Raw genomic sequence first — 22,400 nt, forward strand, 5'->3', positions numbered from 1 at the left:
ACCGACAGAAACCGTCAGGCCGCGGGCTCCCCGATCCGGGGGAACGGAGTGGTGGAGAAGACCACCTCGACCGGCACCCCGAAGTACGCGGATATGCGCAACGCCAGGTAAAGGCTCGGGCTGTACTCGCCGCGCTCCAGGTACCCGACGGTCTGGTAATGGACCTCCACGGCGTCGGCGAGCTGCCTGCGGGTCACCCCGCGCTCGGCGCGCAGCAGCGCGATGCGGTTGTGGACCGTCCCGCTCATTGATCACCCCGCGTAGTAGGTCTGCTTCATCCATAGCACATCCACTATGGGGCGTAACAGGCATATGACGACACATTGCAAGCGAACAGCAAGCCATACCCGATACGGTCGTATTCGCCTGTAGCGGAAAAGGAAGGTTCGATGTCACGACCCCGAGAGGCACTGATCCAGGCAGGTCAGGGCATAGCCCACGCGGTCGCTCAAGGAGGTGACGTGCGGCAGGCGATGAGCCAGGCGATCGGACAGGTCACCGAGCAGGCCGGCCAGCTCACCGGCCAGGCCCCCGGCTTCGCGCTCAACCCGCACGACTTCGCCGCCGCCCGCGACGGCGGCGTCTCCGTCGGCACGCTGATCGAGGCCAGGTCCGCCTCGCTGAACGAGGCCGGCGAGATCGTCAACCGCAGCTTCGCCGAGAACGGCATGCACGTCATCTCGCCGGTGGTGATCCCCAAGGGCAGCACGGCCAAGGTGGTCATCCCGCTGACCGTTCTGGTGGTCCTCGGTCTGATCGGCGCGCTCGGCGGCATCGTGCCGGGGTCCGACATCTTCTTCGGCCCCCACTACTGGGTCGTGCTGGTCCTGGCCGCCGCGTTCCTGTGGTGGCGCAGGAGCGTGGTGATGGTGCCCGAGGGCTGCAAGGCGCTGATCACCAAGTTCGGCAAGCTGGTGCACATCGCCGACCCGGGCCGGGTGACGCTGTTCAACCCGTGGAAGCGGGTCAGCTACATCGTCAACACCACCCGCGAGTACCCCTTCAACGCCCCCATCAGGGAGGCGCCGACGCAGCAGGGCGTCAAGGCCAGCGTGGACCTGTTCCTGCAGTTCAGGATCGAGAACCCGGCCGAGTTCATCTTCGTGCTCGGCTCGGTCAGCGGCTTCCAGTCCAAGCTGCAGAACGCCATCAGCGAGGTCACCCGGTCCCTGATCTACGCCCAGCGGGCCGAGGACATCTACGACCTGGTGGGCGAGAGCACCCTCGGCATGCTGGAGAACCTCAACCAGCAGTTCCTGCCGGCCGTACGGCTCACCGACGTGAACATCACCCACGCCGAGCCGTCCAGCCAGGAGTACCGCATGGACCTGGCGGCCCCCGAGATGGTCCGCGTGGCCAAGGAGGCCTACACCTACGAGTACGAGCTCCAGCTGCGCAAGGAGCAGAACGAGGGCGACCTGGTCAAGGAGCTGGCCGGCCTGCAGGAGACGCTGAGCGCCATCCAGGCCGAGATCGCCGGCTACCAGGCCCGCATGGACACCGCGCTCGAACGCGCCAGCCACCAGGCCACCGCGCAGGCCAGGCAGCGCCTGGTCGAGGCCGAGTCCACGGCCAACGCCAACGCCGCGCTCCTGGAGGCCCAGGCCCTGGACATCCGGGCGCTGTCGGCCGCCGAGGCCCCCGAGATCCTCGACTACCGCTTCCAGCAGGACCTGCTGAACAAGCTGGAGTCGGTGGCCACCAGGCTGCCGCAGGTGGTGCAGGTGGGCGAGCAGACCGACATCGACTTCCTGGCCCTGGCCCAGCAGCTCGTGGGCGGCAAGGGCGCGGCGCTGTTCTCCGCCGAGGACATGGCCGCCATCCGCGGCCGGCTCGGCGAGATCGCCGCCCGCGTCAGCGACCGCGAGGACGAGATCGCGGCGCTGCTGAAGAAGGCCGCCGCCGACGTGAGCGAGCCGCAGGCGACGCCTGAGCCCGACCACGACCTGGAAAGCACGGTCGAGCGCCTGCTGCCCGGCCGCCTGAGCGAGGGTGAGGTCCGATGACCCGCGAGTTCTCCAAGATCAAGGAGTCGCTGGCCTCCTGGTCCGACATCCGTCAGCTCCTGCGCGGCGGCGAGCAGGGCCAGCTCGTGCCGGTCGTGATCCCCAAGGACCGGCGCGGCTTCGCCTGGATGGCGCTGGTGCTGCTGGCGCTGTACTTCGCCGGCATGGCCGCGCTCACCGAACTCACCGTGCCGGCCGCGCTGGCCGCGCTGTTCTTCCTGGTCGTGGCGCTGGTCACGATCTGGCGCAAGGCGATCATCGAGATCGAGGAGGGCACCACCGGCATCCGCAGCCGCTGGGGCGCGATCACCGGCACGCTCCCGCCGGGCCGCCACTACCTGTGGCTGCCGTGGGACCGCGTGGACGCGGTCGTGGACACCTCCACCGAGATCCCGTACTCGGCGCCGATCGTGGCCTGCCCGACGGCCGAGAACGTGCCGCTGAAGTCGATCGAGTTCTTCCTGAAGTTCCGCATCGTGGACCCGGTGGCGTTCGTCCGGACGATCGGCGCGGGCAACTTCGACCTCGTGCTCTCCAGCGCCGTCCAGGACGCGATCCGGCAGCGCAGCCGCCGCGTCAACACCGAGCGCGCCTACGACCTGCGCGGCTCCGACGTCGGCGACATGCAGGAGGCGCTCAACCGCCAGCTCGGCCGGTACGGCGTGCGCGTCACCGGCGCCAACATCCCCGACGTCCAGCTCCCCGACCAGTACCAGCAGCACCTGGCCACCCGGGAGAAGGTCGCCAAGGAGCTGTCGGCCTACGAGCGCGAGTGGGAGCTGACCCGCAAGCGCCGCATCGACACGCTGCTCATGGAGATCGAGCGTTCCAAGAAGACCCGCGACGCCCGCGTGGTCGAGGTCAAGGCCGCCCACAACACCGCGCGCAAGAACGTGGCGCGCATGCTGGAGGAGCAGGAGACCGAGGCCCAGCGCGTGACGTGGGAGATCGAGGCGCGCGGCAGGGCCGACCTGACCGCCGCCGAGAACGAGGCCAAGGCCCTGCGCAGGCTGGCCGAGTCCTACCGCGACAACCGGGCCGTGCTGCAGTACGAGCTGGCCCGCCGGCGCCTGGACGTGGGCGCCAAGCTCGCCGAGAACGCCCCCCAGCCCCTGGTCGTACGGACCCAGCAGGGCCAGGGCGACTCGGCGCTGTCCACCCTCATCCTGGCCCAGCTGCTCCCCCGCATCTCGGGCACGGGCCCCGCCGCCGTCAACGGCCAGACCCCCACCGCATAGGAGAGACCCATGGTGTTCCGCAAGTTGATGGCCGCCTTCGGCGCGGGCGTCGAGGTCGACACGATGCTGACGGACACGACCGTGCGCCCCGGCGAGCCGCTGCGCGGCGTCGTGCACTTCCGCGGCGGCGGCGCCGACTACAAGGTCGAGGGCATCTACCTCGACCTGACCGCCGTGGTGGAGGTCGAGAGCGGCGACAACGAGTACAAGACGACCTACAGCTTCCTGCGCCAGCAGGTGGCCGGGACGTTCCAGCTCGCCTCGGGCGCCCAGCACCAGCAGCCGTTCCAGATCATGGTGCCGTGGGAGACGCCGATCAGCGCGATCGGCGGCCACCCGCTGCACGGCATGCGGCTCGGCGTGCAGACGGAGCTGGCGCTCGCGGGCGCGATCGACAAGGGCGACCTCGACCCGCTGTTCGTCAGCCCGCTGCCGGCCCAGGAGCACGTCATCGCCGCCCTCGACCGGCTGGGCTTCCACTTCAAGAAGGCCGACCTGGAGCGCGGCACGCTGTACGGCTCGACCATGCCGTTCTTCCAGGAGATCGAGTACCACGCGGGCGGGCAGTGGCGGCGGCACTTCAGCGAGCTGGAGCTGACGTTCATCGCCGGGCCGCGGCAGATGGACGTCATCCTGGAGGCCGACAAGCGCGGCGGCTTCCTGACCTCCAGCCACGACACCTACAACCGCTTCACCGTGCGCTACGACGACCACCCCGGCGCGGCCGACCAGGCGTTGCAGCACGGCCTGGAGCAGATGGCCCGCCGCCGCGGCTGGTTCTAGCGGGCGTCCCCCGGGCCGGGCGGCGTCCCGGCTCAGGGGACCCGGTACATGCGCTCGGTCCAGGCCCGGTAGCGCCAGGTGTGCCCGACGCGGTAGTCGTGGCCGAGGTAGAGGCCGAAGACCTGGCGCTTGAGCTCGCGCAGCGCCCCCACGACGTTGGGGGCCCAGCCGGTCATCGGATAGCCGCGGTAGGAGACCGTCCGCAGCCCCAGGCCGCTCGCCGCGGCCAGGGCGAAGCGGGCCGAGGCCACGTGGTCGGGGTGGTCGCACAACTTCCGGTTCCTGGGCGGCTCCGGGTCGAGGGTGCGCAGCACCGTCGGGCGGAACCGGGCGTAGAGCGCGCGCAGCACGCCGACCACGTCGCTCCTGACCACGCAGCGCGGCTCGGGGCCCGAGGCGAACCGGCGCACGCAGGAGCGGTCCTCCCACAGCCTGGTCAGCGCGTCGCGGCCGCCGTCGGCGCGCGGGTCGCCGCCGTCGGGCAGCCCGACGAAGGCGAGCCTGACCGCCGGCCTGTCGGCCAGCTCCTCCAGACGTACGGGGAAGCCGGCCGCCATGATCGTGCGCACGCGCCAGACGTCACGCTGCCCGGCCAGGAAGGCGTACGCGGCCCGCAGGCCCTCCGCGCGGTCGCGGGCGTAGGCGACGGGGTCGCGGTCGTCGTCCCAGCCGGCCTGGCCCTCGCCGGCGGTCAGGTAGACGGTCAGCGTCGGCAGATGCCACTGGACGGCGCCGTACAGGTCGGGGCTCATGAACAGCAGGTCGTCGTCCGGATGGGCCACGACCTGCATGAACCGCTCCCACCGCGACGGCCGGCCGGCCTCCGTCCAGGCCGCGGCGGGCGGCGCCGGGCAGGCCAGCACGGCCACCAGCACCAGCGCCAGCGCGGCCGCCGCGAACATCCTGATCCCCTTCATCCCCACCCCCGTGCGCTTCCAGTATCGAACCTGGTCAGGCCCCGGTCCTGAGCTGCCAGGGGGAGATGTCATGTCATTCCCGGGTAGGAGATACCTCCTTCCCGTGCGCTGGAAGTCGCATGCCGACGGTCGTTACGATGACCTAGGGATTGACTGATCGTCGAACGGTGGGGCGGACGATGGCACGGTTCACGGCGGCGTTGAAGCGAGCTGCCCCATGGGCTGCCCAGAACGCCGACGGCGCTATCGCGCTCTTACTGGCGGTCGTGATCGGCGTGCTCGGCATCATGCCGGACAAGATCGTGCCGACCGACGTGCAGACCCAGCTCGTCAACGCCGCGACGCTGGTCATCATGGCGCTGGTGGCCACCGCCCTGCTGCGCGACCGCGTCCGCCAGGCCCCGGTAGAGGAGACCATCACCTCCGGCGCGCTGGCCCAGCTCCCCGTCCGGCTGTCGCGGCTGGAGGAGATCGAGACGCTCGTCCACGGCACCCGCAAGGCCCTCGACGCGCTGCAGCTCGTCCGGGTGCTGGGCAGCAAGCAGGAGATCGCCCAGATGCACGCCGAGGCGCGCAAGGACACCACCCGGTGGAGCTTCAAGGGCGGCACCGGCACCTACCTGCGCGCGGTCACCCTGCCCGAGTGCGTGGCGGCCGCCCGCCGGGACAAGCGGCACCTCGTGGTGCGGGTCGAGGTGATCGACCCGTCCAACGTCGAGGTGTGCGAGACGTACGCCCACTACCGGCGTTCCCTGTCCGACTCCCCCGACGCGACCGGCGAGACGTGGACGACCGACCGGGTCAGGAAGGAGTCGTACGCGACGATCCTGGCCGCCTTCTGGTACCGCCAGCGCTACGGCCTGCTCGACATCGAGGTCGGCCTGTCGGCGTCGATGACCACGTTCCGGTGGGACCTGTCGGCCACCCGGCTGATCATGACGGTCGAGGACCCCAACCGGGCCATGACCGCGCTGGCCGGCACGTTCTACTACGAGAACTGCGACACCGAGCTGCGGCTCAGCTTCGAGCAGGCACGGCGGGTGCCGATGGACATGTACAAGAAGGCCCCGCTCAGCGACGAGCCCACGATCGAGGAGGTCCAGGACCTGTTCGGTCGCATCGGGGTGCCTCTTCCCAAGGCCTACGACGGCCGCGACGTCGTGGACATCGCACGCAAGGCCCTGCGCGCGGTCGACCCGTACGGCGAGGCGCATCCCGCGGCCCTCCGACGAGACGGAACGTGAGTGCCACTCCATGAGCTATCGGTCGGTCTTCCAGCGGGTCTGCGACGGACAGGCCAGGTCGTGGGCGCTCGGGGTGCTGAGGGGGTCCGCGCGCCCCAGGGCCGTACGCCATCCGCTCGGGTTCGTCTGCCTGCCGCTGGAGCGTGAGGGCGGCGAGGGGGTATGCCTCCACCTGTGGTCCGACTCGCTCAAGCACGCCGAGAGCACCACCTCGCAGATCCACTGCCACAGCTGGGACCTGGTCAGCCACGTGCTCTACGGCCAGGTGCGCAACGTGCACGCGGTGGTCACCGACGCGGGCACCGACGCCACGCACCGGGTGTTCGAGGTGGTCAGCGGCGCCGACGGCGACCGCATCTCGCCCACCGGCCGCACCGTGCGGCACGCGACCGGGCTGGTGGAGATGTTCGGGCCCGGCGACACCTACACGCTGTCGGCCGACCGTTTCCACAGCAGCGTGGTGCCGGAGGGCGGCGAGGCGGCCACGATCGCGCTCGGGCGCGGCCGGCCCGGCAGCCGCGACCTGTCGCTCGGCCCGCTCGGGGCGGGCGGCCACCACGTGCCCCGCGAGCCGCTGGACGCCGAGGAGACGGCGCTCGCCGTCCGGCTGATCACCGCCCACCTGACCTGAGGGGTGCCCGATGGACCTGGATCACGCTCGCACTGTGGCCGTGGAGGCCGCCCAGGCCGCCGGGGCGCTGCTCGCGGCGGGCACCCGCGGGGCCGTCGGCATCCGGGCCAAGGGCGACGCCGGGGACGTGGTCACCGATCTCGACCTGGCCTCGGAGAAACTGCTGGTCGAGCGCATCCTGACGGCCTACCCCACGCACGCGATCGTGGCCGAGGAGTCGGGGTTGATCGGCGCGGCGGGCGGCGAGTGGACGTGGCTGGTCGACCCGCTCGACGGCACCAACAACGTGGCCATCGGGCTGCCCACGTACGTCGTGGGGGTGGCGCTGTGCCAGGGCGGGCGGCCGGTGCTGGGCGTGGTGCACGATCCGGTGACGGCCCAGACGTGGTCGGCGATCCGGGGGCGGGGGGCGGTGGCGTCCACGGGGGCGCGGCTGGCGCCGCCGTACACGGCCAGCCCGCACGGCCCGCTGCTGGCCTGGACCCAGGGGTACGGCGTGAACAGGGGCGACGCCACCATGCTGGCGTTGAAGGCGGCGCTGGAGGTCGGCGCGCGGCGGGTGCTGCAACTGTGGGCGCCGCTGCTGTCGTGGGCGATGCTGGCCCGCGGCGACATCGACGGCATCGTCGGCTACCGCGCCGAGGCGGTCGACCTGCCGGCGGGGGCGCTGCTGGCCCAGGAGGCCGGGATCGAGATCAGGGCGCTCGACGGCGGGCCGTTCGAGGAGAGCATCGACGGCTCGGCCGAGGACCGCAGCTTCGTGGCCGCCCACCCGCGCGCCCTTCCCGGGCTGATGTCGCTGCTGCCCGGCTGACGGCCCGCGGCGCTCAGCCGAACGTGACCAGGGCCCAGACCGTGGCCAGCAGCCCGGTGACGGCCAGGCCCGCGCCGGTGAGCAGGAAGCGGCGCAGCGGCACCGCGACGTCGTGGCGGCGGCACGACTCGAACCACAGGAGCGTGGCCAGCGAGGCCCACGGGGTGATCACCGGGCCCACGTTCGTGCCCACCAGCAAGGCCAGGAGGTGGTCCTGGTCGGCGGCCGGGATGACCGCCTCGACGGCCTTGTAGGCGGGCAGGTTGTTGATCGCGTTGGACAGGCCCGCGCCCACCGCCGCCGCCCGGTACGGGTCGCCCTCCGTGCCGATCATCCACGTCATCAGGGCGTCGAGCCCGTGGGCGCTGAGCGTGGGCACCACCAGGAACAGCCCGGTCACGAAGACGACGAGCTGCCAGGGGATCAGGCTCCAGGTCAGCCTGCCCCGGGCGCGGAGCAGGAAGGCCAGCACCACCAGCACGGCCGCGGCGGTGGCGGCGACGGCGACGTGCGCCTTGAGCAGCAGCAGGGCGATGAACAGCAGGCAGCCCGCCGAGGCCGCGCCGAACAGCACGCGGTCGGCCACCGGCTCCAGCACCGGCGGCGTGTAGCGAAGGTCGCGGCGCTCGCCCCGGCGCCAGAAGAACACCCACAGGAAGGCCATCGTCACCGCGATCGAGGCGAGCTGCGGGGCCCACATGCGGGCGGCGAAGCCCTGGGCGTCGAGGCCGAGTTTCTCCATGCTGAGCAGGTTGGTGAGGTTGGAGACCGGCAGCAGCAGGCTCGCGGTGTTGGCCAGCCAGATGGTGGTCATCGCCAGCGGCAGGGCGGCGATGCGGGCCCGGGGCGCCAGGGCCAGCATGACGGGGGTGAGCAGGACGGCGGTGGTGTCGAGGTTCAGAAATATCGTGACAAATGACGCGAAGGCCGTACAAAGAAAGAAAAGTGCGGTGTAGTTGCCGCGGCCGAGCACCGCCATCCGAGCGGCGATGGCGTCGAAGACCTGCGCCTCCTTGGTCAGCTCGGCCAGCACGATGATGGCGACCAGGAAGATCAGCAGCGGCCCGATGTCAGCGAGGCTCTCCACGGCGTCGCGCCACGGCAGTAGACCGGTCGCCACGAAGACCAGACCGAGAGCAAGCAGCCCGATCCTGATCAGATCGAGCACGCTCAGACGCCGCCACACTTGACGATGATCGCACACTGACTCCAAAACGCCGATTCCTCGGTGGATACTGAGCAGATGGCACGTGACGGCAGGCCGACCGAGATCTTCGTCAGCTACTCCCCGGCCGACACCGCCTGGGCGACCTGGATCGCCTGGGAGCTGGAGGCGGCCGGCTACCGGACCATGATCCAAGCCTGGGACTTCGTGCCCGGCACCAACTTCATCGACTTCATGGACCGTGGGGTCAGCGAGGCGCAGCTCGTCGTGGCCGTGCTCTCGCGCAACTACCTGACCTCGCGCTACGGGCGCATGGAGTGGCAGGCGGCCATGCGCGCCGACCCGGACAACCCCTCCAACAAGCTCGTCACGATCCGGCTGGAGGACGTGCACCTGGAGGGCCTGCTGTCCACGATCACCTGGGTCGACCTGCTCGGTGTCACCGACTCGGGGCAGGCCAGGGCGCTGCTGCTGGGCCGGGTCGGCGAGGCGATGGCCGGACGGGCCAAGCCGGAGGCCGCCCCCGCCTTCCCCTCCGGCCGCCTGGTGCCGCCCCCGGCCCCGACGCTGCCCCCGACGACCGATCTGACCAGGGCCCGCCGCACCCCGGCGACGGCCCCCAAGTTCCCGCCCGCGGGCGGCGGCGAGCGGGGGCGCGAGTCGGTCAACGTCCTGCACATCGGCGGGCCGAGGTTCGGCCGGGCGCTGCCCGATCCGGGCGAGCCGTTCACGCCGGAGGACATGCAGGCCCGTATCTGGGCCGACCTGACCGCCATGTACGACCGGGGCATGCCGCGTCCCGACCTCATGGTGGTGAGCGGCGACCTGACCGAGTCCGGCAGTCTGGGGCAGTTCGCGCAGGCCACGCAGTTCGTCACCGACCTGCGGCTGCTGATCGGGCTGGAGCCCCACCGGCTGGTGCTGCTGCCCGGCCCGCGCGACGTCACCAAGGCCGCGGCCAGCGCGTACTTCATGACCTGCGAGGCCGACGACGTGAGCCCGCAGCCCCCCTACTGGCCCAAGTGGCGGCATTTCGCCGGGCTGTTCCGCGAGGTGTACCAGGGCCTGGACGACCGGGTGTTCGACGGGGGCCAGCCCTGGACGCTGTTCGAGGTGCCCGACCTGCGGGTGGTCGTGGCGGGGCTCAACTCGACGATGGCGATGAGCCATCTGGAGCGCGACGCGTACGCGCTGCTGGGCGAGGCGCAGGCCGCGTGGTTCGCCGAGCGGCTGCGTCCCTATGAGGAGAGCGCCTGGCTGCGGCTGGGCGCGATCGGCCATCCGCCGGCCGCGCTGCGCGACGCGCCCACCTTCGACCGGCTGCTCACCCACCGGCTCAACCTGCTCTTCCACGGGTCCGGCGCGACCGGCGCGACCGGCGCGACCCGCGCGACCATCGAGCCCCGGCCGGGCTTCGCGGCGGTCGTGGCCCCGCGCTCCGGCCATCACCAGGTGGTCGAGATCACCCCCGACGGCATGCGCACCTGGACGCCCGACGCCGGCAAGCCCGTCCGCGCCCGGCACGGCTGGCGGGCGGTGCGGGCCACGTTCACGGGCGAGACCCCCGACGCGCCGCCGCCCGCCGCCAAGCCCGAGGAACGCGAGCCGAGCCCCGTCGAGCTGCTGCTCGACCGCATCACCGAGGTCTGCGAGGCCCGGCACGAGCGGGCCAAGATCCGCCGGTTCCCCGACCACCTGGTGGTCACCCACCCCGACGACGGGTTCGTCCGGCAGCTCATGATCGGCGCGCACGTCGGCGAGCTGACCGAGGCCGCCGCCGTCGGCTTCGCCCGCCGCGCCCATGCCGCCGACCTGGCCGCCGAGCTGGTCTACCAGGGCCCGCCGGCCCCCCGCGCGCTCCGCGACGACCTCATGCGCAAGGGCGTGCGGGTGCGCAGCTTCGTGGAGTTCCAGGGCCTGCTCGACCTGTCGGGGTACGTCGCCGAGCAGACCGGCAGGCTCACCGGCGACCGCCGCTACCCGCCCGGCCTCTACGTCCCCCAGCGCTACCGCGAGCTCGACCGCCCCAACAGCCAGATCAGGCAGGGGCTCACCGACGAGCTGATGCGGCTGCTGGCCACCGACCACGGCCGGTTCCTGCTGATGCTCGGTGACTTCGGCCACGGCAAGACGTTCGCGCTGCGCGAGCTGGCCAGGCGCATCCCGGTCGAGCTGCCGCACCTGACGCCGATCTTCATCGAGCTGCGCGCCCTCGACAAGGCCCATTCGGTCGACGCCCTGGTGGCGGCGCACCTGGCCGGGCACGGCGAGGAGTTCATCGACCTCAAGGCGTTCCGCTACCTGCTCCGGCAGGGGCGCATCGTGCTGCTGTTCGACGGGTTCGACGAGCTGGTCACCCGGCTGACCTACGACCGGGCGGCCGACCACCTGGCCACCCTGCTCGCCGCGGCCGAGGACAAGGCCAAGATCGTGGTGGCCAGCCGTACGCAGCACTTCAAGTCGCACAGCCAGGTGCTGACCTCGCTCGGCGAGATGGTGGGCGTGCTGCCGCAGCGGCGGGTGCTCAGCGTGGAGGACTTCACCCGGGACCAGATCCGCTCCTACCTGGCCAACCGGTTCGACGACGGCGACGAGGCCGGCGCGCGCATGTCGCTCATGGCCGAGATCAAGGACCTTCTCGCACTGGCCCAGAACCCGCGCATGCTCAGCTTCATCGCCGACCTCGACGCCGACCGCCTGCGCACGGTCGCCGGCGCCCAGCACACCCTCAGCCCCGCCCTGCTGTACGAGGAGATCCTCAGCACCTGGCTGGCCTTCGAGGAGCGGCGGGCCCGCGTCCCCGGCTCGCCCGGCGCGCTGACGATCGACGAGCTGTGGCGGGTGGTGACCGCGCTGGCGCTGCGCCTGTGGGACAGCGGCGAGACGCTGCTCGGCGTGGACGAGCTGACCGAGATCGGCGAGACCCTGAGCGACCTGGCCTCGGGCCAGCTCTCGCCCGCGCACGCCGCGCACGCGATGGGCTCGGGCAGTCTGCTCGTCCGTACCGAGGAGGGCATGTTCGGGTTCATCCATGCCTCGGTGATGGAGTGGCTCATCGCCCGCCATATCGCCGCGAACCTGGACAACCCTCTCCCGCTGGCCCGCAGGCCGCTGTCGGCGCTGACGGTCGAGTTCCTGTGCGACCTGGCCGACGTACGGGCGTTGCGCGCCTGGGTGGCCGACCCGCCCGCCGACGACGTGGCCAGGGCGAACGCGGTCAAGATCGCGGCCCGGCTGCGCACCCCGGCCAAGGCCGACCTGCGCGGCGCGAACCTCAAGGGCGAGGATCTGTCGGCGCGCGACCTCCAGGAGGTCGACCTGACCGGCGCCGACCTGTCGGAGGCCACCCTCGCCGGCACGAACCTGTCCAGGGCCGTCCTGCGTGACGCCAGCCTGGCCGGCGCCCGGCTCGACGGCGCCCGCCTGACCGGCGCCGACCTGACCGGGGCCGACCTGTCGGGCGCGCGGCTGGCGCAGGTCGACCTGAGCGACGTCACGGTCGAGGGCGCCCGCTGGCACCGGGCCTCCCTGATCAACGTGACCGGCACGCTGCCGCACCTGCCGGGCGCGGCGGTGGTGCCGGGCCAGCCGGTCGAGGTGGAGTTCGCGCCGGCCGGCATCGGCGTCCCGTACGGCTACCACTTCCAGACCTCCCGCCTGCCCGAGCCCATCGCCTACAGCCCCGACGGCTCGACCGTCGCGATCGGCAACGAGGACGGCGGCGTGCTGCTGTGCGCCGGCGGCTCCCCGGTGCGCACCCTCCAGGGCCACCGCGGCCGGGTCTACGCCGTCACCTTCGCCGGCGACCTGCTGGCCACCGGCGCGAGCGACGGCACGGTCCTGCTCTGGGACACCCTCACCGGCCGGCGCCTGCACACCCTGACCGGCCACCCCGACGGCGTGTGGCCGGTACGCCTCAGCCCCTCGGGCGAGCTGGTGGCGGCCGGCGGCGGCGACGGCGTGGTCCGGGTGTGGGAGACCGCGTCCGGGCGGCTGGTCCACGAGCTGCCGGGGCACCGCGCGCCGGTCTACACCGCCTCCTTCGGCCGCTCGCAGCTCGTGACCGGCGACTCCGCGGGCGTCGTCCGGGTCTGGGACCTGGCCGGCGGGGAGACGACGGTGACCCTCGACGGCCACCGCGGCAGCGTCTACCGGGCCGTGCACAGCCCCGACGGCACCCTGCTGGCCACCGGCGACGAGGCGGGCACGATCCGGCTGTGGGACACCGCCACCTGGTCCCCCCCGCACGAGCTGACCGGCCACGCCGGCAGCGTCTACTGCCTGACGTTCTCGCCCGACGGCTCGATGCTGGCCAGCGGCGACACGGCCGGCAGCGTACGGCTGTGGGAGGCGACCGGCGAGCCGCTCGGCGTGCACACCACGCACACGGCGGCCGTCTACCAGGTGACCTTCAGCCCTGACGGCCGCACGGTGGCCAGCGGCGACTCCGGCGGCACGGTCCGGCTGCAGCCCGTGGGCGGCGGCAAGCGCGTGGAGCTGACCGGCCACCGCAGCTCGGTGTGGCCGTTCGCGTTCCGTCCCGACGGCCAGCAGCTCGCCACCAGCAGCAACGACGGCACCGTCCGCCTGTGGGACCCGGTCTCCGGGCAGTGCCAGCGGGTGCTGCGCGGCCACGGCCGGCGGATCTCGTCGGTGCGGTTCAGCGCCGACGGCTCGATGCTGGCCACCAGCGGCAACGACGGCGTCGTCCGCGTGTGGGAGCCGCACACCGGGCGACGGCTGCGAGAGTTCACCGGCACCGCCGACCGGCTGATCTCCGCCCTGTTCTCCCCCGCCGGCCCGGTGCTGGCCACCTCCAGCAACGACGGCGGCGTGCACTTCTGGAACGCCACGACCGGCGACTACGAACGCGAGCTGCACGCCGAGACCGACCACGTGTGGGCCGAGGCGTTCAGCCCCGACGGGAACATGCTGGCCACGGCCAACGACGACGACAGCGTCAAGATCTGGTACCGGCCGACCGGGCGCATGGCCGTCGACCTGGTCGACCACCGGGGACGGGTGCGCTCGATCGCCTTCAGCCCCTTCGGCGACTACGTGGCCACCGGCTGCGACGACAAGCTCGTCCGCCTGTGGCACGTCGCCTCCGGCGGCCGGGTGGCGACGCTGGAGGGCCACACCGACCGGGTCTACTCCGTGGCCTTCTCCCCCGACGGCCGCTACCTGGCCAGCGCCGGCAACGACGGCCGCGCGATGGTGTGGGAGCTGCGGCCCGGCCAGCCCTGGCAGCCGCGCCTGGCCCACACGCTGACCCGGCACGACGGCCGGCTGTGGAGCCTGGCCTTCGACGCCACGGGCCGTCACCTGGCGACCGGCGGCGACGACCTGACCGTGCGGGTGTGGGAGACCGCGACGGGGCGGCTGCTGCACTCCCTCACCGGGCACGCGCGCCGGGTGTGGTCGGTGGCCTACAGCCCCACGTCCGACCTGCTGGCCAGCGCGGGCGACGACGGCGTGGTGATCCTCTGGGAGGGCGGCGAGCGGCGGGCGACGCTGCTGGGGCTGCCCGAGGGGTGGGCCGCCCTGACGCCGGACGGGCGCTACAAGGTGCACGGCGAGCCGGGCGGGCAGTTCTGGCACGTCATCGGGATGTCGCGGTTCGAGCTGGGTGAGCTGGACCCGTACCTGCCGGGGGTGCGTCAGGTGCCGCTCGACTCGCCCTTCTGAGGGCCGGCGGGGCAACCCCGCCCGCCCTTGCCGCTATCCGCGGGCGGCGCGGCGTACGAGCTCGTGCCAGACCTCGTCGACCCGGGCCTCCAGGTCGTCGAGCGAGCCTTCGTTGGGGATCACCAGGTCGGCGGCGGCCAGGCGTTGCTCCCGGTCGACCTGGGCGGCGATGCGGGCCTTGGCGTCGGCCTCCGCCATGCCGCGATGCTCGGCCAGGCGCCTGATCCGCACCTCGTCGGCCGCGTCGACCACGATCACCAGGTCGTACATGGGCGCGAGCTTGTTCTCCACCAGCAGCGGCACGTCGTAGACCAGGATCGCGTCGTCGGCCGCCTGCCCCTGGAGCTCGGCCACCCGCTCGCCCACCAGCGGATGCACGATCGCGTTGAGCGCGGCCAGCCGGTCGGGGTCGGCGAAGACCACCGAGCCCAGCCGTTCCCTGTTCAGCGAGCCGTCGGGGTGCAGCACGCCCTCCCCGAACGCCGCCACCACCCGGGCCAGGCCCACCGTGCCGGGCTCGACCACCTCACGCGCGATCTTGTCAGCGTCGACCACGACGGCGCCTCTGGCCGCCAGCCGCCTGGACACCTCGCTCTTGCCCGAGCCGATGCCGCCGGTGAGCCCAATCTTCAGCACCGGAAAAGACTATCCATCCCGCCGCACCCGTCGAGCCCGGTGTTCAGGCCGGCCGGCGGCGCAGGTGGATCAGGGTCAGGTGGTCGTCCATGCGCTCGCGGTGGGTCTCCCGGTAGCCGAGCCGCCGGTACAGGCGCAGGTTCCCGTCCGACAGGTGGCCCGTGAACAGGTCGAACGCCTCCGCCTCAGGCACCTGCTCGTGCAGCGCCTCCAGCAGGGCCGTGCCGAGCCCCTGCCCCTGCCGGTCGGGCGCGACGACGAGCCGGCCGATCAGGCAGGCGGTGCCGGCCACCTGGCCGCGCACGGCGCCGACGATCCGGCCCGCCTCGACGGCCTTGAGCACGACGGCCGTCTCGACGGCCTTGCGCACCTGTTCCAGCGACTCCACCAGCGGCGGGATGTAGGGGTCGCCGTAGAGCTGGGCCTCGCTCACGTACGCGGCCCGCTGGAGGGTGAGGATCTCTCCCGCGTCCGCCGCCACCGCCCGTTCGACCATCACGTCAGCACCCTATCGGCCTGATTCTCCACCCGGCCTGGGAAATCTCGACTACGGGGCGTCCCCCGCCGTCAGCTCGCCCGGGCAGAACGTGCCCGGCTTCGGCAGGACGCCGTTGACCAGGTAGTCGTGCACCTTCGTGCGCAGGCAGGCCGCCCGCAGCCTGCTCACCCCCTGTGCCAGGTACGCGCCCTGCCCGTCCCCGTGCCACAGCAGCCGCGCCCCGGGGATCTGCGCGGCTGCCCGCGCGGCCCCGGAGGACGGCGTGCCGTTGTCCAGCCGTCCCACGCCGACCAGCACCGGCGGCACCTTGAGCCCGGCCGCCACCGGGTGCGGCGGCCAGCCGGGCGACCGCGCCGCGCCCAGGCACCTGGCGGCCTCCGCCCTCCCGCTCAGCCACCCCACCCGCGGCGCCGCCCTCCGCAACCGCGCCTCCACCTGCAGGAACCGGCGATAGCCCGGCACGGCCAACCCGAAGTCACGGCACCACCTGACCCCTTCCACGTCCCCCGGCACGGCCTCCCCAGCCGCTGTCCCGGGAGCCTGTCGCTGCGTTGCCGCCTGCGGCGGGCCGGGAACCGCCGCGCCGGCGGCCGGTGTTCGTTCCGGTTGCTCGGCGGGGATCAGGGCGGCCAGGCCCGTGGCGTCGCCCGTTCTCGCTGCGGAGAGGGCGTGGGCGAGTGCCGGCCAGCGCGCCGGGGTGAGGCCCGCCCATACGGCGGCGGCGACCTCGTTCCGGCTCACCCTGCGTTCGCCGCCGCCCGGCCGCAGAGGCGCGCGCCTGACCAGGGCGTCGAACACCCGGACGGCGTCCGCGTGGCCGAGCGGGCAGCCGGGACGGGTCCGGCACCAGTCGCGGAAGTGGCCGAGCTGCCGTTCCTGGGCACGGGCCTGGGCGAGCAACCGCCGTTCAAGCCCGGTCTCGGTGTGGTCGGGCAGCCCCTCCAGGTACATCCGCCCGGCCCGGCCGGGGAACAGCTCCAGGTACGCCTGCCCGTACACGCTTCCGTAGCCGTTGCCGAGGTAGCTCAGCCGGGACTCGCCCAGCGCGGCACGTACGGCATCGAGGTCGTGGGCGACCTGCCAGGACGTGAGCCCGGCGTAGGCGGGCCCCAGCGCGGCGCGGCAGGAACGGTCGTAGGCGGCGTTGTCCCGGGCGAACGCGCGCCAGGCCGTGCGCCCCTCGGCCACCCGCAGCCGGGCCGGGTCGGGTTGCGAGCGGGGGCACACCCCCGTGGTCCCCTGTTCGCCGGCTCCGCGCGCCTCGACCAGCACCACGTCGAACCACCTGGCCAGTTCGCCCACGGTGTCCGGCCGGGCCCTGACCTCACGTACGACGGAGGCGGAACCGGTGTTGACCACCAGCGCCCCGAGCCGTCGCAGCGGGTCCTGGGCGGGCATCATGGCGAGTTCGACGGTCGTGCGGGTCTCGCGTGGCCTGGCCCAGTCGGCGGGCACGGACAACGTGGCGCACCGCAGCCCGTTCCCGCATTCGGACCAGGTGAGCGCCGCCGCCTCCCGTGCGGGCACCGACAGCTCGGCCGTGTCCCGTTCCGGCTCCGCGACGCGCATCGCCTGCCCGACCCCGCCGCCTGCCGCCGGGACCAGGACGGTGACCGCCGCCACCACCGGGATCACGCGCTGAACCATTCGCACCGCATCGCCCCCGAACGTTCGTGCCTCCAGCCGCCTGCCAGTTTCCCAGTGGGCGTCTGCGCAGGTAGAGAAGTCGCAAAAGGTCGTTGGGTAAAATCTTGCGACCGCTCGGCGGGCCGCGATACCCCCCTACAGGGTCACCAGCCGAGTTGCTCCAGTGCGGCGGTCGCGGCGTTCAGCTGGAGGGCGGTGTAGGCCTTGCGGGTGCTGGTCTCGCCGGAGATCAGCACGGCGCGGTCGTCGCGGCGGAAGGCGAGCAGGTGCCCGCCCGCGTCCAGGACGCTGACGCTGACCGGGACGCCGGCCGTCCCGGCGGCGGAGCGGGCGGCCGTGATCAGGGTCTCGGCGTCGGCGGTGGTCTCAGCGGTGTGACGGCGGTGGCGTTCATGAGGCTTCTCCTGTGGTGAGGCGGACAGGTGGTCAGTCGTGCACGAGGGCGGGAACCGGGACCGCGCCGGCCGCCTCACGCGCGGGCGCGCGGCGCTCCAGTGCGGCCGAGAAGACGGCCAGGACCAGGGCGGCGGCGGCCAGGAGGGCGCCCACCCAGTTCGGGGCCGTGTAGCCCAGGCCCGCGGCGATGACCAGGCCGCCCAGCCAGGCGGCGAGCGCGTTGCCGAGGTTGAACGCGCCGATGTTGACGGCGGAGGCCAGCGTCGGCGCGCCATGGGCCTGGTCGAGCACGCGCTTCTGCAGCGGCGGCACGGTGGCGAAGCCCAGCGCCCCCACCAGCAGGATGCTCGCGGCGGCGGCGACCTTGTTGTGCGCGGTCAGGGTGAACAGCGCCAGCACGACGGCGAGCCCGCCGAGGGTGGTGTAGAGCAGGGGCATCAGGGCGCGGTCGGCGAACCGGCCGCCGAGCAGGTTCCCGAGGAACATGCCGACGCCGAACAGCACGAGCAGCCACGTGACCGCGTCGGCGGAGTAGCCGGCCACCTGGGTCATCATCGGCGCGACGTAGGTGATCGCGGCGAAGACGCCGCCGAAGCCGAGCACGGTCATCGCCATCGCGAGCAGCACCTGCGGGTTGCGGAACGCCCTCAGCTCACTGCGCAGGCGGGTGCCCTCGGCCCGGGGCATGGCGGGCACGAGCACGGCGATGCCGAGCAGGCCGACCAGTCCCAGCACGGCGACGATCGCGAACGTGGTGCGCCAGCCCACCGCCTGCCCGATGAAGGTGCCCAGCGGCACGCCCACGACGTTCGCGACGGTCAGGCCGGTGAACATGGTGGCGATGGCGCCGGCCTTCTTGTGCGGGGCGACCATGTCGGCGGCGGCCACCGAGCCGATGCCGAAGAACGCGCCGTGGGCCAGTGAGGCCACGATGCGGCCGGCGAGCATCGTGCCGAAGCCCGGCGCCAGCGCGGACAGCAGGTTGCCGGCCACGAACAGGCCCATCAGCACGAGCAGCATCGTCTTGCGGCTGATCCTGGTGCCGAGCGCCGTCATCAGCGGGGCGCCGATGACCACACCGATCGCGTAGCCGGTGACCAGCAGGCCCGCGGTGGGGATGGACACGCCGTAGTCGCCGGCGATCTCGGGCAGCAGGCCCATGATCACGAACTCGGTGGTGCCGATCCCGAAGGCCCCGATGGCCAGGGCGAGGAGTGCGAGAGGCATCGCGCGACCCTTCATGTGATTGCTGGTGCACTTTGCAAGCTCCGACAATAGTTGCACACGCGCTATAAGTGCAAACGCGGGCATTTGCTCGCGCCGCTCGGCAAGGCCAGGGTCGCCGGGCGGCGAAGCCCGCCCTCGGGCTGGACGATCTCCAGGTCGGCGCCGCCGGAACCCCCCTGGACGCGCAAAGGCAGGGCCGTGGAACGGGATGGAACGCCCTGCCGGTAGAGACGGGCAACCGGAGAGGAGCGAGGTTGAAGCTGTCGAGAGGATTTCGATCGGTTCTGGTCGGGGCCGCGCTGGTGGCGACCGGCGTCCACGCGTCCCCGGCGGAGGCCGCCGGGGCGCCCATCGTGCACGCGTGGGGGTACAACTTCTTCGGCCAGGTCGGCAACGGCACGAACGACACCCCCGTCACCCGGCCGATCCCGATGGTCTCCGCGGGCGGCCACGACGTGGTCCAGGTGAGCGGCGTCTACCTGGAGAGCTACGGCCTGCACGCCGACGGCTCGCTGTGGACGTGGGGCGACGGAACCCGGCAGATCCCCGAGCCGGTGCCCGGCCTGCCGCCGATCAAGCAGGTCAGCAGCGGCATCGGCCACACCCTGGCCGTGGGACGGGACGGCTCGCTCTGGGCGTGGGGCTCCAACGACTTCGGCGAACTGGGCGACGGCACCACCACCCGCACCCCGACCCCGGTCAGGGTGCCGATCACCGGCGTCGTCCAGGCGGCCGCGGGGTCGGGCTTCAGTCTCGCCCTGAGGTCGAACGGCGAGGCGTTCGCCTGGGGGCTCAACCGCTTCGGGCAACTGGGCGACGGCACGACCACCCGGCGCGCGACCCCGGTCCGGGTGAAGGTCCCGTACGGGATCACGCAGGTGTCGGCCACGGGCGAGTTCGGGATGGCGCTGCGCAACGACGGCTCGGTCTGGTCCTGGGGAAACAACTTCTCCGGCGAGCTGGGGGACGGCACCACCACGGACCGCTCCACACCCGTCCGCGTGGACCGGCACGTGTCCGGCATCACCGAGATCTCCGCGGGCATCGGGCACACGCTGGCGCTCGGCGGCGACGGCACCGTCTGGGCCTGGGGCAGGAACTGGGCCGGCCAGCTCGGCGACGGCACGGTGAACGACCACGCCACCCCGGTCCGCCTCGGCCTGTCCGGCGTCACCCATGTCAGCGCGGGCCAGGGTGAGAGCCTGGCCGTCGACTCCGCCGGCGCGCTGCGCTACTGGGGCGACAACACCTACGGCCAGGCCGGCAACGGCGTCGCGAGCGCGGGCAATCCTGTTCTCGCTCCGGCGGTGGTCGGCGGCCTGAGCGGTGTGGTGACCGCGAGCGCCGGCATCGCGGTCCTGGCCGTCGCGGCGCCGGGATCGGTCGTGGTGCCCGACCTGACCGGGACGCTTGGAATCCTGGCGAGCCGGCCGCTGCTCGCCGTCGGCCTCCTGCTCGGCACCGGGAGCACGACGCCGGACGACCGTCTGTGCAACCACCTGGGCGAGGTCGTCGGCCAGAGCCCGCAGCCGGGCGGCACCGTGCCCGCGGGCTCAGGCGTGGACATCGTCGTCGCGGTCCGGCCGCGCGCCGGCTGCCTCTGAGCGCCCGCGATCGGTTTATACACCGCGTATATACTCCCGAGGTATATTGCTGGCGTGGTTCACACGATCAAGCACCTGACATCAGTCCGTCCGCGTCGTGGCAGGACGGCGGTCGCCGCCGGGCTGGCCGCCGTCCTGACCGCCGGGCTCGTCCACGCCTCTCCCGCCGCGGCGTCCGGGACGCCTGCGCCGTACCTGCCGGCCCCCACCGGGTCGCGGCCGGTCGGCACCACGTCCCTGTACCTGAAGGACACCTCGCGTCCCGACCCCTGGGTCCCCTCGGTCAAGGCGCGCGAGCTCATGGTCTCGCTGTGGTACCCGGCCAGGTCGCCGGGCCGTCACCGGGCCCCGTACATGACGGCGAAGGCGTCCGAGCTGCTGCTCAAGGACGGCGGGATCACCGACCTCCCGCCCGACATCCTGAGCAGGACCCGGACCAACGCCTTCACCGACGCCCGCCCCGCCGGACGGCCCCGCAGCCTGCCCCTCGTCGTCCTGTCCCCCGGGCACAGCAAGCCCCGGACCGAGCTCACGGCCCTGGCCGAAGAGCTGGCGAGCCGCGGCTACGTGGTGGCCGCCGTCGACCACACCTACGAGAACGTCGCCACCTCCTTCCCCGACGGCCGGGTCACCACCTGCGTCACGTGCGAGATCGACGACAAGGGCCCGGCCTGGTGGGCGAAGCTGGAGAAGAGCCGGGCGGCCGACGTGTCGTTCGTGCTCGACCAGCTCACCGGCGCACACGCGAAGTGGAAGGGGGCCCGCCTCGTCGACCCGTCCAGGATCGCCATGGCCGGTCACTCGGCGGGCGGCGCGGCGACCGTCGCGTCCCTACTGGCCGACAGCCGACTGCGCGCCGGCATCGACCTCGACGGCAGCGTGGAGACGACGCTCCCGGAGGCCGGGTCGTCACGGCCGTTCCTGTTCCTGGGCAAGCCGGCCACGTACACGCCGGGCAAGGGCGACTCGGCCGCCTCGTGGGAGCGCGTCTGGACGCGGCTGAACGGCTGGAAGCGCTGGCTGCTGCTCACGGGAGCCGCGCACACGTCCTTCACCGACCTGGGCGTCCTGATGGACCAGCTCGGCCTTGAGGACGGCGCCGGCGTCCCCGGCACCCGCGCCCTGGCGGTCACCCGCGCCTACGTCACGGCCTTCTTCGACCAGCACCTGCGCGACAGGCCCCAGCCCCTGCTGGACAAGCCGTCGGCCGACGTCCCCGAGGTCAGGTTCTGCGCCCCGGAGGAGGAGACCTGCGCGTGAGACAGGGCGATCCGCGGCGCGCATAATGACAGCCATCGGCCCGTCTCCTTGGAGCGTCCATGGATCGACTGTTCGTGCGCCTGGTTCTCTATCTGGTCAGGTTCGCCGGGGCCGTGGCGGGGGTGTGGGGCGTCGCCTACGCCGTCAACGGCGCCACGCAGGCGGGCGGGGCCATCACCGTACGCGTCCTCCAACTGCCGCAGGCCACCGATCGGCTGGGGCTGAGCGGGGTGCGGCTCCCCGGGGGCGTCTCCCTGGCCGACGGCGAGCTGCCGCTTCAGGTGTGGGGATCGACGGCGGCCGAGCAGGTCGTCTCACGCTCGGACGTCCTGCTGGGCGGGCTGTGCGCGCTCGTCGCCGCCTTCCTGCTCGGCCGCCTGCTGACGTCCGTGTTCGAGGGGGAGCCGTACCGCCGGGGCAACGCGGCGCGGGTCGCCTGGCTCGCCGTCCTGGTGTTCGTCTCCGGGGCGGGGCAGGCGCTGCCGGGGGTCGCCGTGGCCTCGGTGCTCGACCGCACCGGGCTGGGCGGGACGTTCGGGCCCGCGCCCGGGCTGTCGTGGGTGCCGTTCGCGGGTGCCGCGTTCCTGCTGGCGCTGGCCGTGGCGCTGCGCGCGCGACGGCGGGCGTCCCCGGCGCCGTAGTCCG

Annotated in this window: 18 protein-coding genes; 10 read left to right on the forward strand and 8 right to left on the reverse strand. The window is 72.7% G+C overall.

Going from position 1 to position 22,400, the window contains the following annotated elements; all coding sequences use genetic code 11:
• Window positions 1-14 precede the first annotated feature (14 nt).
• Window positions 15-248, reverse strand: coding sequence for a helix-turn-helix transcriptional regulator (locus AB0J97_RS25710; RefSeq protein ID WP_357704474.1), 234 nt, complete (start codon window positions 246-248; stop codon window positions 15-17).
• A gap of 141 nt (window positions 249-389) precedes the next feature.
• Between AB0J97_RS25710 and AB0J97_RS25715 the strand changes: the two genes are divergently transcribed.
• Genes AB0J97_RS25715 through AB0J97_RS25725 form a run of 3 tightly spaced genes read left to right on the forward strand, consistent with a single transcriptional unit; the run spans window position 390 to window position 4,027 of the window.
• Entirely contained in the window at window positions 390-2,006 is a 1,617-nt protein-coding gene (locus AB0J97_RS25715; protein ID WP_364092627.1) for an SPFH domain-containing protein, read from the forward strand.
• Window positions 2,003-3,244, forward strand: a complete 1,242-nt coding sequence (locus AB0J97_RS25720) for an SPFH domain-containing protein (protein WP_364092629.1) — start codon at window positions 2,003-2,005, stop codon at window positions 3,242-3,244. Before AB0J97_RS25715 ends, AB0J97_RS25720 begins: the two co-directional genes overlap by 4 nt.
• Before the next feature lie 9 nt (window positions 3,245-3,253).
• Window positions 3,254-4,027 carry a sporulation protein gene (locus tag AB0J97_RS25725; protein WP_357704468.1) on the forward strand — a complete coding sequence of 258 codons (774 nt, stop codon included), beginning with the start codon at window positions 3,254-3,256 and terminating at the stop codon, window positions 4,025-4,027.
• Window positions 4,028-4,059: 32 nt separating this feature from the next.
• On the opposite strand, the gene AB0J97_RS25730 is transcribed toward AB0J97_RS25725, so the two are convergent.
• Entirely contained in the window at window positions 4,060-4,944 is an 885-nt protein-coding gene (locus AB0J97_RS25730) for a PIG-L family deacetylase (RefSeq protein ID WP_364092631.1), read from the reverse strand.
• Window positions 4,945-5,210: 266 nt separating this feature from the next.
• Between AB0J97_RS25730 and AB0J97_RS25735 the strand changes: the two genes are divergently transcribed.
• Genes AB0J97_RS25735 through AB0J97_RS25745 form a run of 3 tightly spaced genes read left to right on the forward strand, consistent with a single transcriptional unit; the run spans window position 5,211 to window position 7,633 of the window.
• Window positions 5,211-6,188, forward strand: a complete 978-nt coding sequence (locus AB0J97_RS25735; RefSeq protein ID WP_357704464.1) for a hypothetical protein — start codon at window positions 5,211-5,213, stop codon at window positions 6,186-6,188.
• A gap of 10 nt (window positions 6,189-6,198) precedes the next feature.
• Window positions 6,199-6,819 (forward strand): hypothetical protein, encoded by a 621-nt coding sequence (locus tag AB0J97_RS25740; RefSeq protein ID WP_364092633.1) that lies wholly within the window; start codon window positions 6,199-6,201, stop codon window positions 6,817-6,819.
• A gap of 10 nt (window positions 6,820-6,829) precedes the next feature.
• Window positions 6,830-7,633: an inositol monophosphatase family protein gene (locus AB0J97_RS25745; protein WP_364092635.1), complete on the forward strand. Its 804-nt coding sequence runs from the start codon at window positions 6,830-6,832 to the stop codon at window positions 7,631-7,633.
• Between the two features lie 13 nt (window positions 7,634-7,646).
• Here AB0J97_RS25745 and AB0J97_RS25750 read toward each other — a convergent pair whose 3' ends face one another.
• Window positions 7,647-8,819 carry an SLC13 family permease gene (locus tag AB0J97_RS25750; RefSeq protein WP_364092637.1) on the reverse strand — a complete coding sequence of 391 codons (1,173 nt, stop codon included), beginning with the start codon at window positions 8,817-8,819 and terminating at the stop codon, window positions 7,647-7,649.
• 57 nt (window positions 8,820-8,876) lie between these two features.
• On the opposite strand from AB0J97_RS25750, the gene AB0J97_RS25755 reads away from it, so the two are divergent.
• Complete coding sequence (locus tag AB0J97_RS25755) at window positions 8,877-14,486, forward strand: TIR domain-containing protein (RefSeq protein WP_364092639.1); 5,610 nt, start codon at window positions 8,877-8,879, stop codon at window positions 14,484-14,486.
• A 33-nt stretch (window positions 14,487-14,519) separates the two neighbouring features.
• Here AB0J97_RS25755 and coaE read toward each other — a convergent pair whose 3' ends face one another.
• The 5 genes from coaE to AB0J97_RS25780 all read right to left on the reverse strand — a co-directional run bounded on the left by coaE (window position 14,520) and on the right by AB0J97_RS25780 (window position 18,891).
• Complete coding sequence (gene coaE / locus AB0J97_RS25760) at window positions 14,520-15,122, reverse strand: dephospho-CoA kinase (RefSeq protein ID WP_357704454.1); 603 nt, start codon at window positions 15,120-15,122, stop codon at window positions 14,520-14,522.
• A gap of 43 nt (window positions 15,123-15,165) precedes the next feature.
• Entirely contained in the window at window positions 15,166-15,618 is a 453-nt protein-coding gene (locus AB0J97_RS25765) for a GNAT family N-acetyltransferase (RefSeq protein ID WP_364092758.1), read from the reverse strand.
• A gap of 51 nt (window positions 15,619-15,669) precedes the next feature.
• Window positions 15,670-17,256: an alpha/beta hydrolase gene (locus AB0J97_RS25770; RefSeq protein ID WP_364092641.1), complete on the reverse strand. Its 1,587-nt coding sequence runs from the start codon at window positions 17,254-17,256 to the stop codon at window positions 15,670-15,672.
• Window positions 17,257-17,411: 155 nt separating this feature from the next.
• Window positions 17,412-17,741 (reverse strand): heme-binding protein, encoded by a 330-nt coding sequence (locus tag AB0J97_RS25775; protein WP_364092643.1) that lies wholly within the window; start codon window positions 17,739-17,741, stop codon window positions 17,412-17,414.
• The gene (locus tag AB0J97_RS25780; protein ID WP_364092645.1) at window positions 17,695-18,891 is read right to left on the reverse strand and encodes an MFS transporter; all 1,197 of its coding nucleotides are present in this window, start codon (window positions 18,889-18,891) and stop codon (window positions 17,695-17,697) included. Before AB0J97_RS25780 ends, AB0J97_RS25775 begins: the two co-directional genes overlap by 47 nt.
• 254 nt (window positions 18,892-19,145) lie before the next feature.
• Between AB0J97_RS25780 and AB0J97_RS25785 the strand changes: the two genes are divergently transcribed.
• The 3 genes from AB0J97_RS25785 to AB0J97_RS25795 are packed head-to-tail and all read left to right on the forward strand — an operon-like array spanning window position 19,146 to window position 22,396.
• Window positions 19,146-20,495, forward strand: a complete 1,350-nt coding sequence (locus tag AB0J97_RS25785) for a hypothetical protein (RefSeq protein WP_364092647.1) — start codon at window positions 19,146-19,148, stop codon at window positions 20,493-20,495.
• A 54-nt stretch (window positions 20,496-20,549) separates the two neighbouring features.
• Window positions 20,550-21,755, forward strand: a complete 1,206-nt coding sequence (locus AB0J97_RS25790; RefSeq protein WP_364092649.1) for an alpha/beta hydrolase — start codon at window positions 20,550-20,552, stop codon at window positions 21,753-21,755.
• Window positions 21,756-21,814: 59 nt separating this feature from the next.
• Entirely contained in the window at window positions 21,815-22,396 is a 582-nt protein-coding gene (locus AB0J97_RS25795; RefSeq protein WP_364092651.1) for a hypothetical protein, read from the forward strand.
• Window positions 22,397-22,400: the final 4 nt, after the last annotated feature.

The sequence above is a fragment of the Nonomuraea sp. NPDC049607 genome (genome assembly GCF_040675375.1).
In the GTDB taxonomy this organism is placed as follows: domain Bacteria; phylum Actinomycetota; class Actinomycetes; order Streptosporangiales; family Streptosporangiaceae; genus Nonomuraea.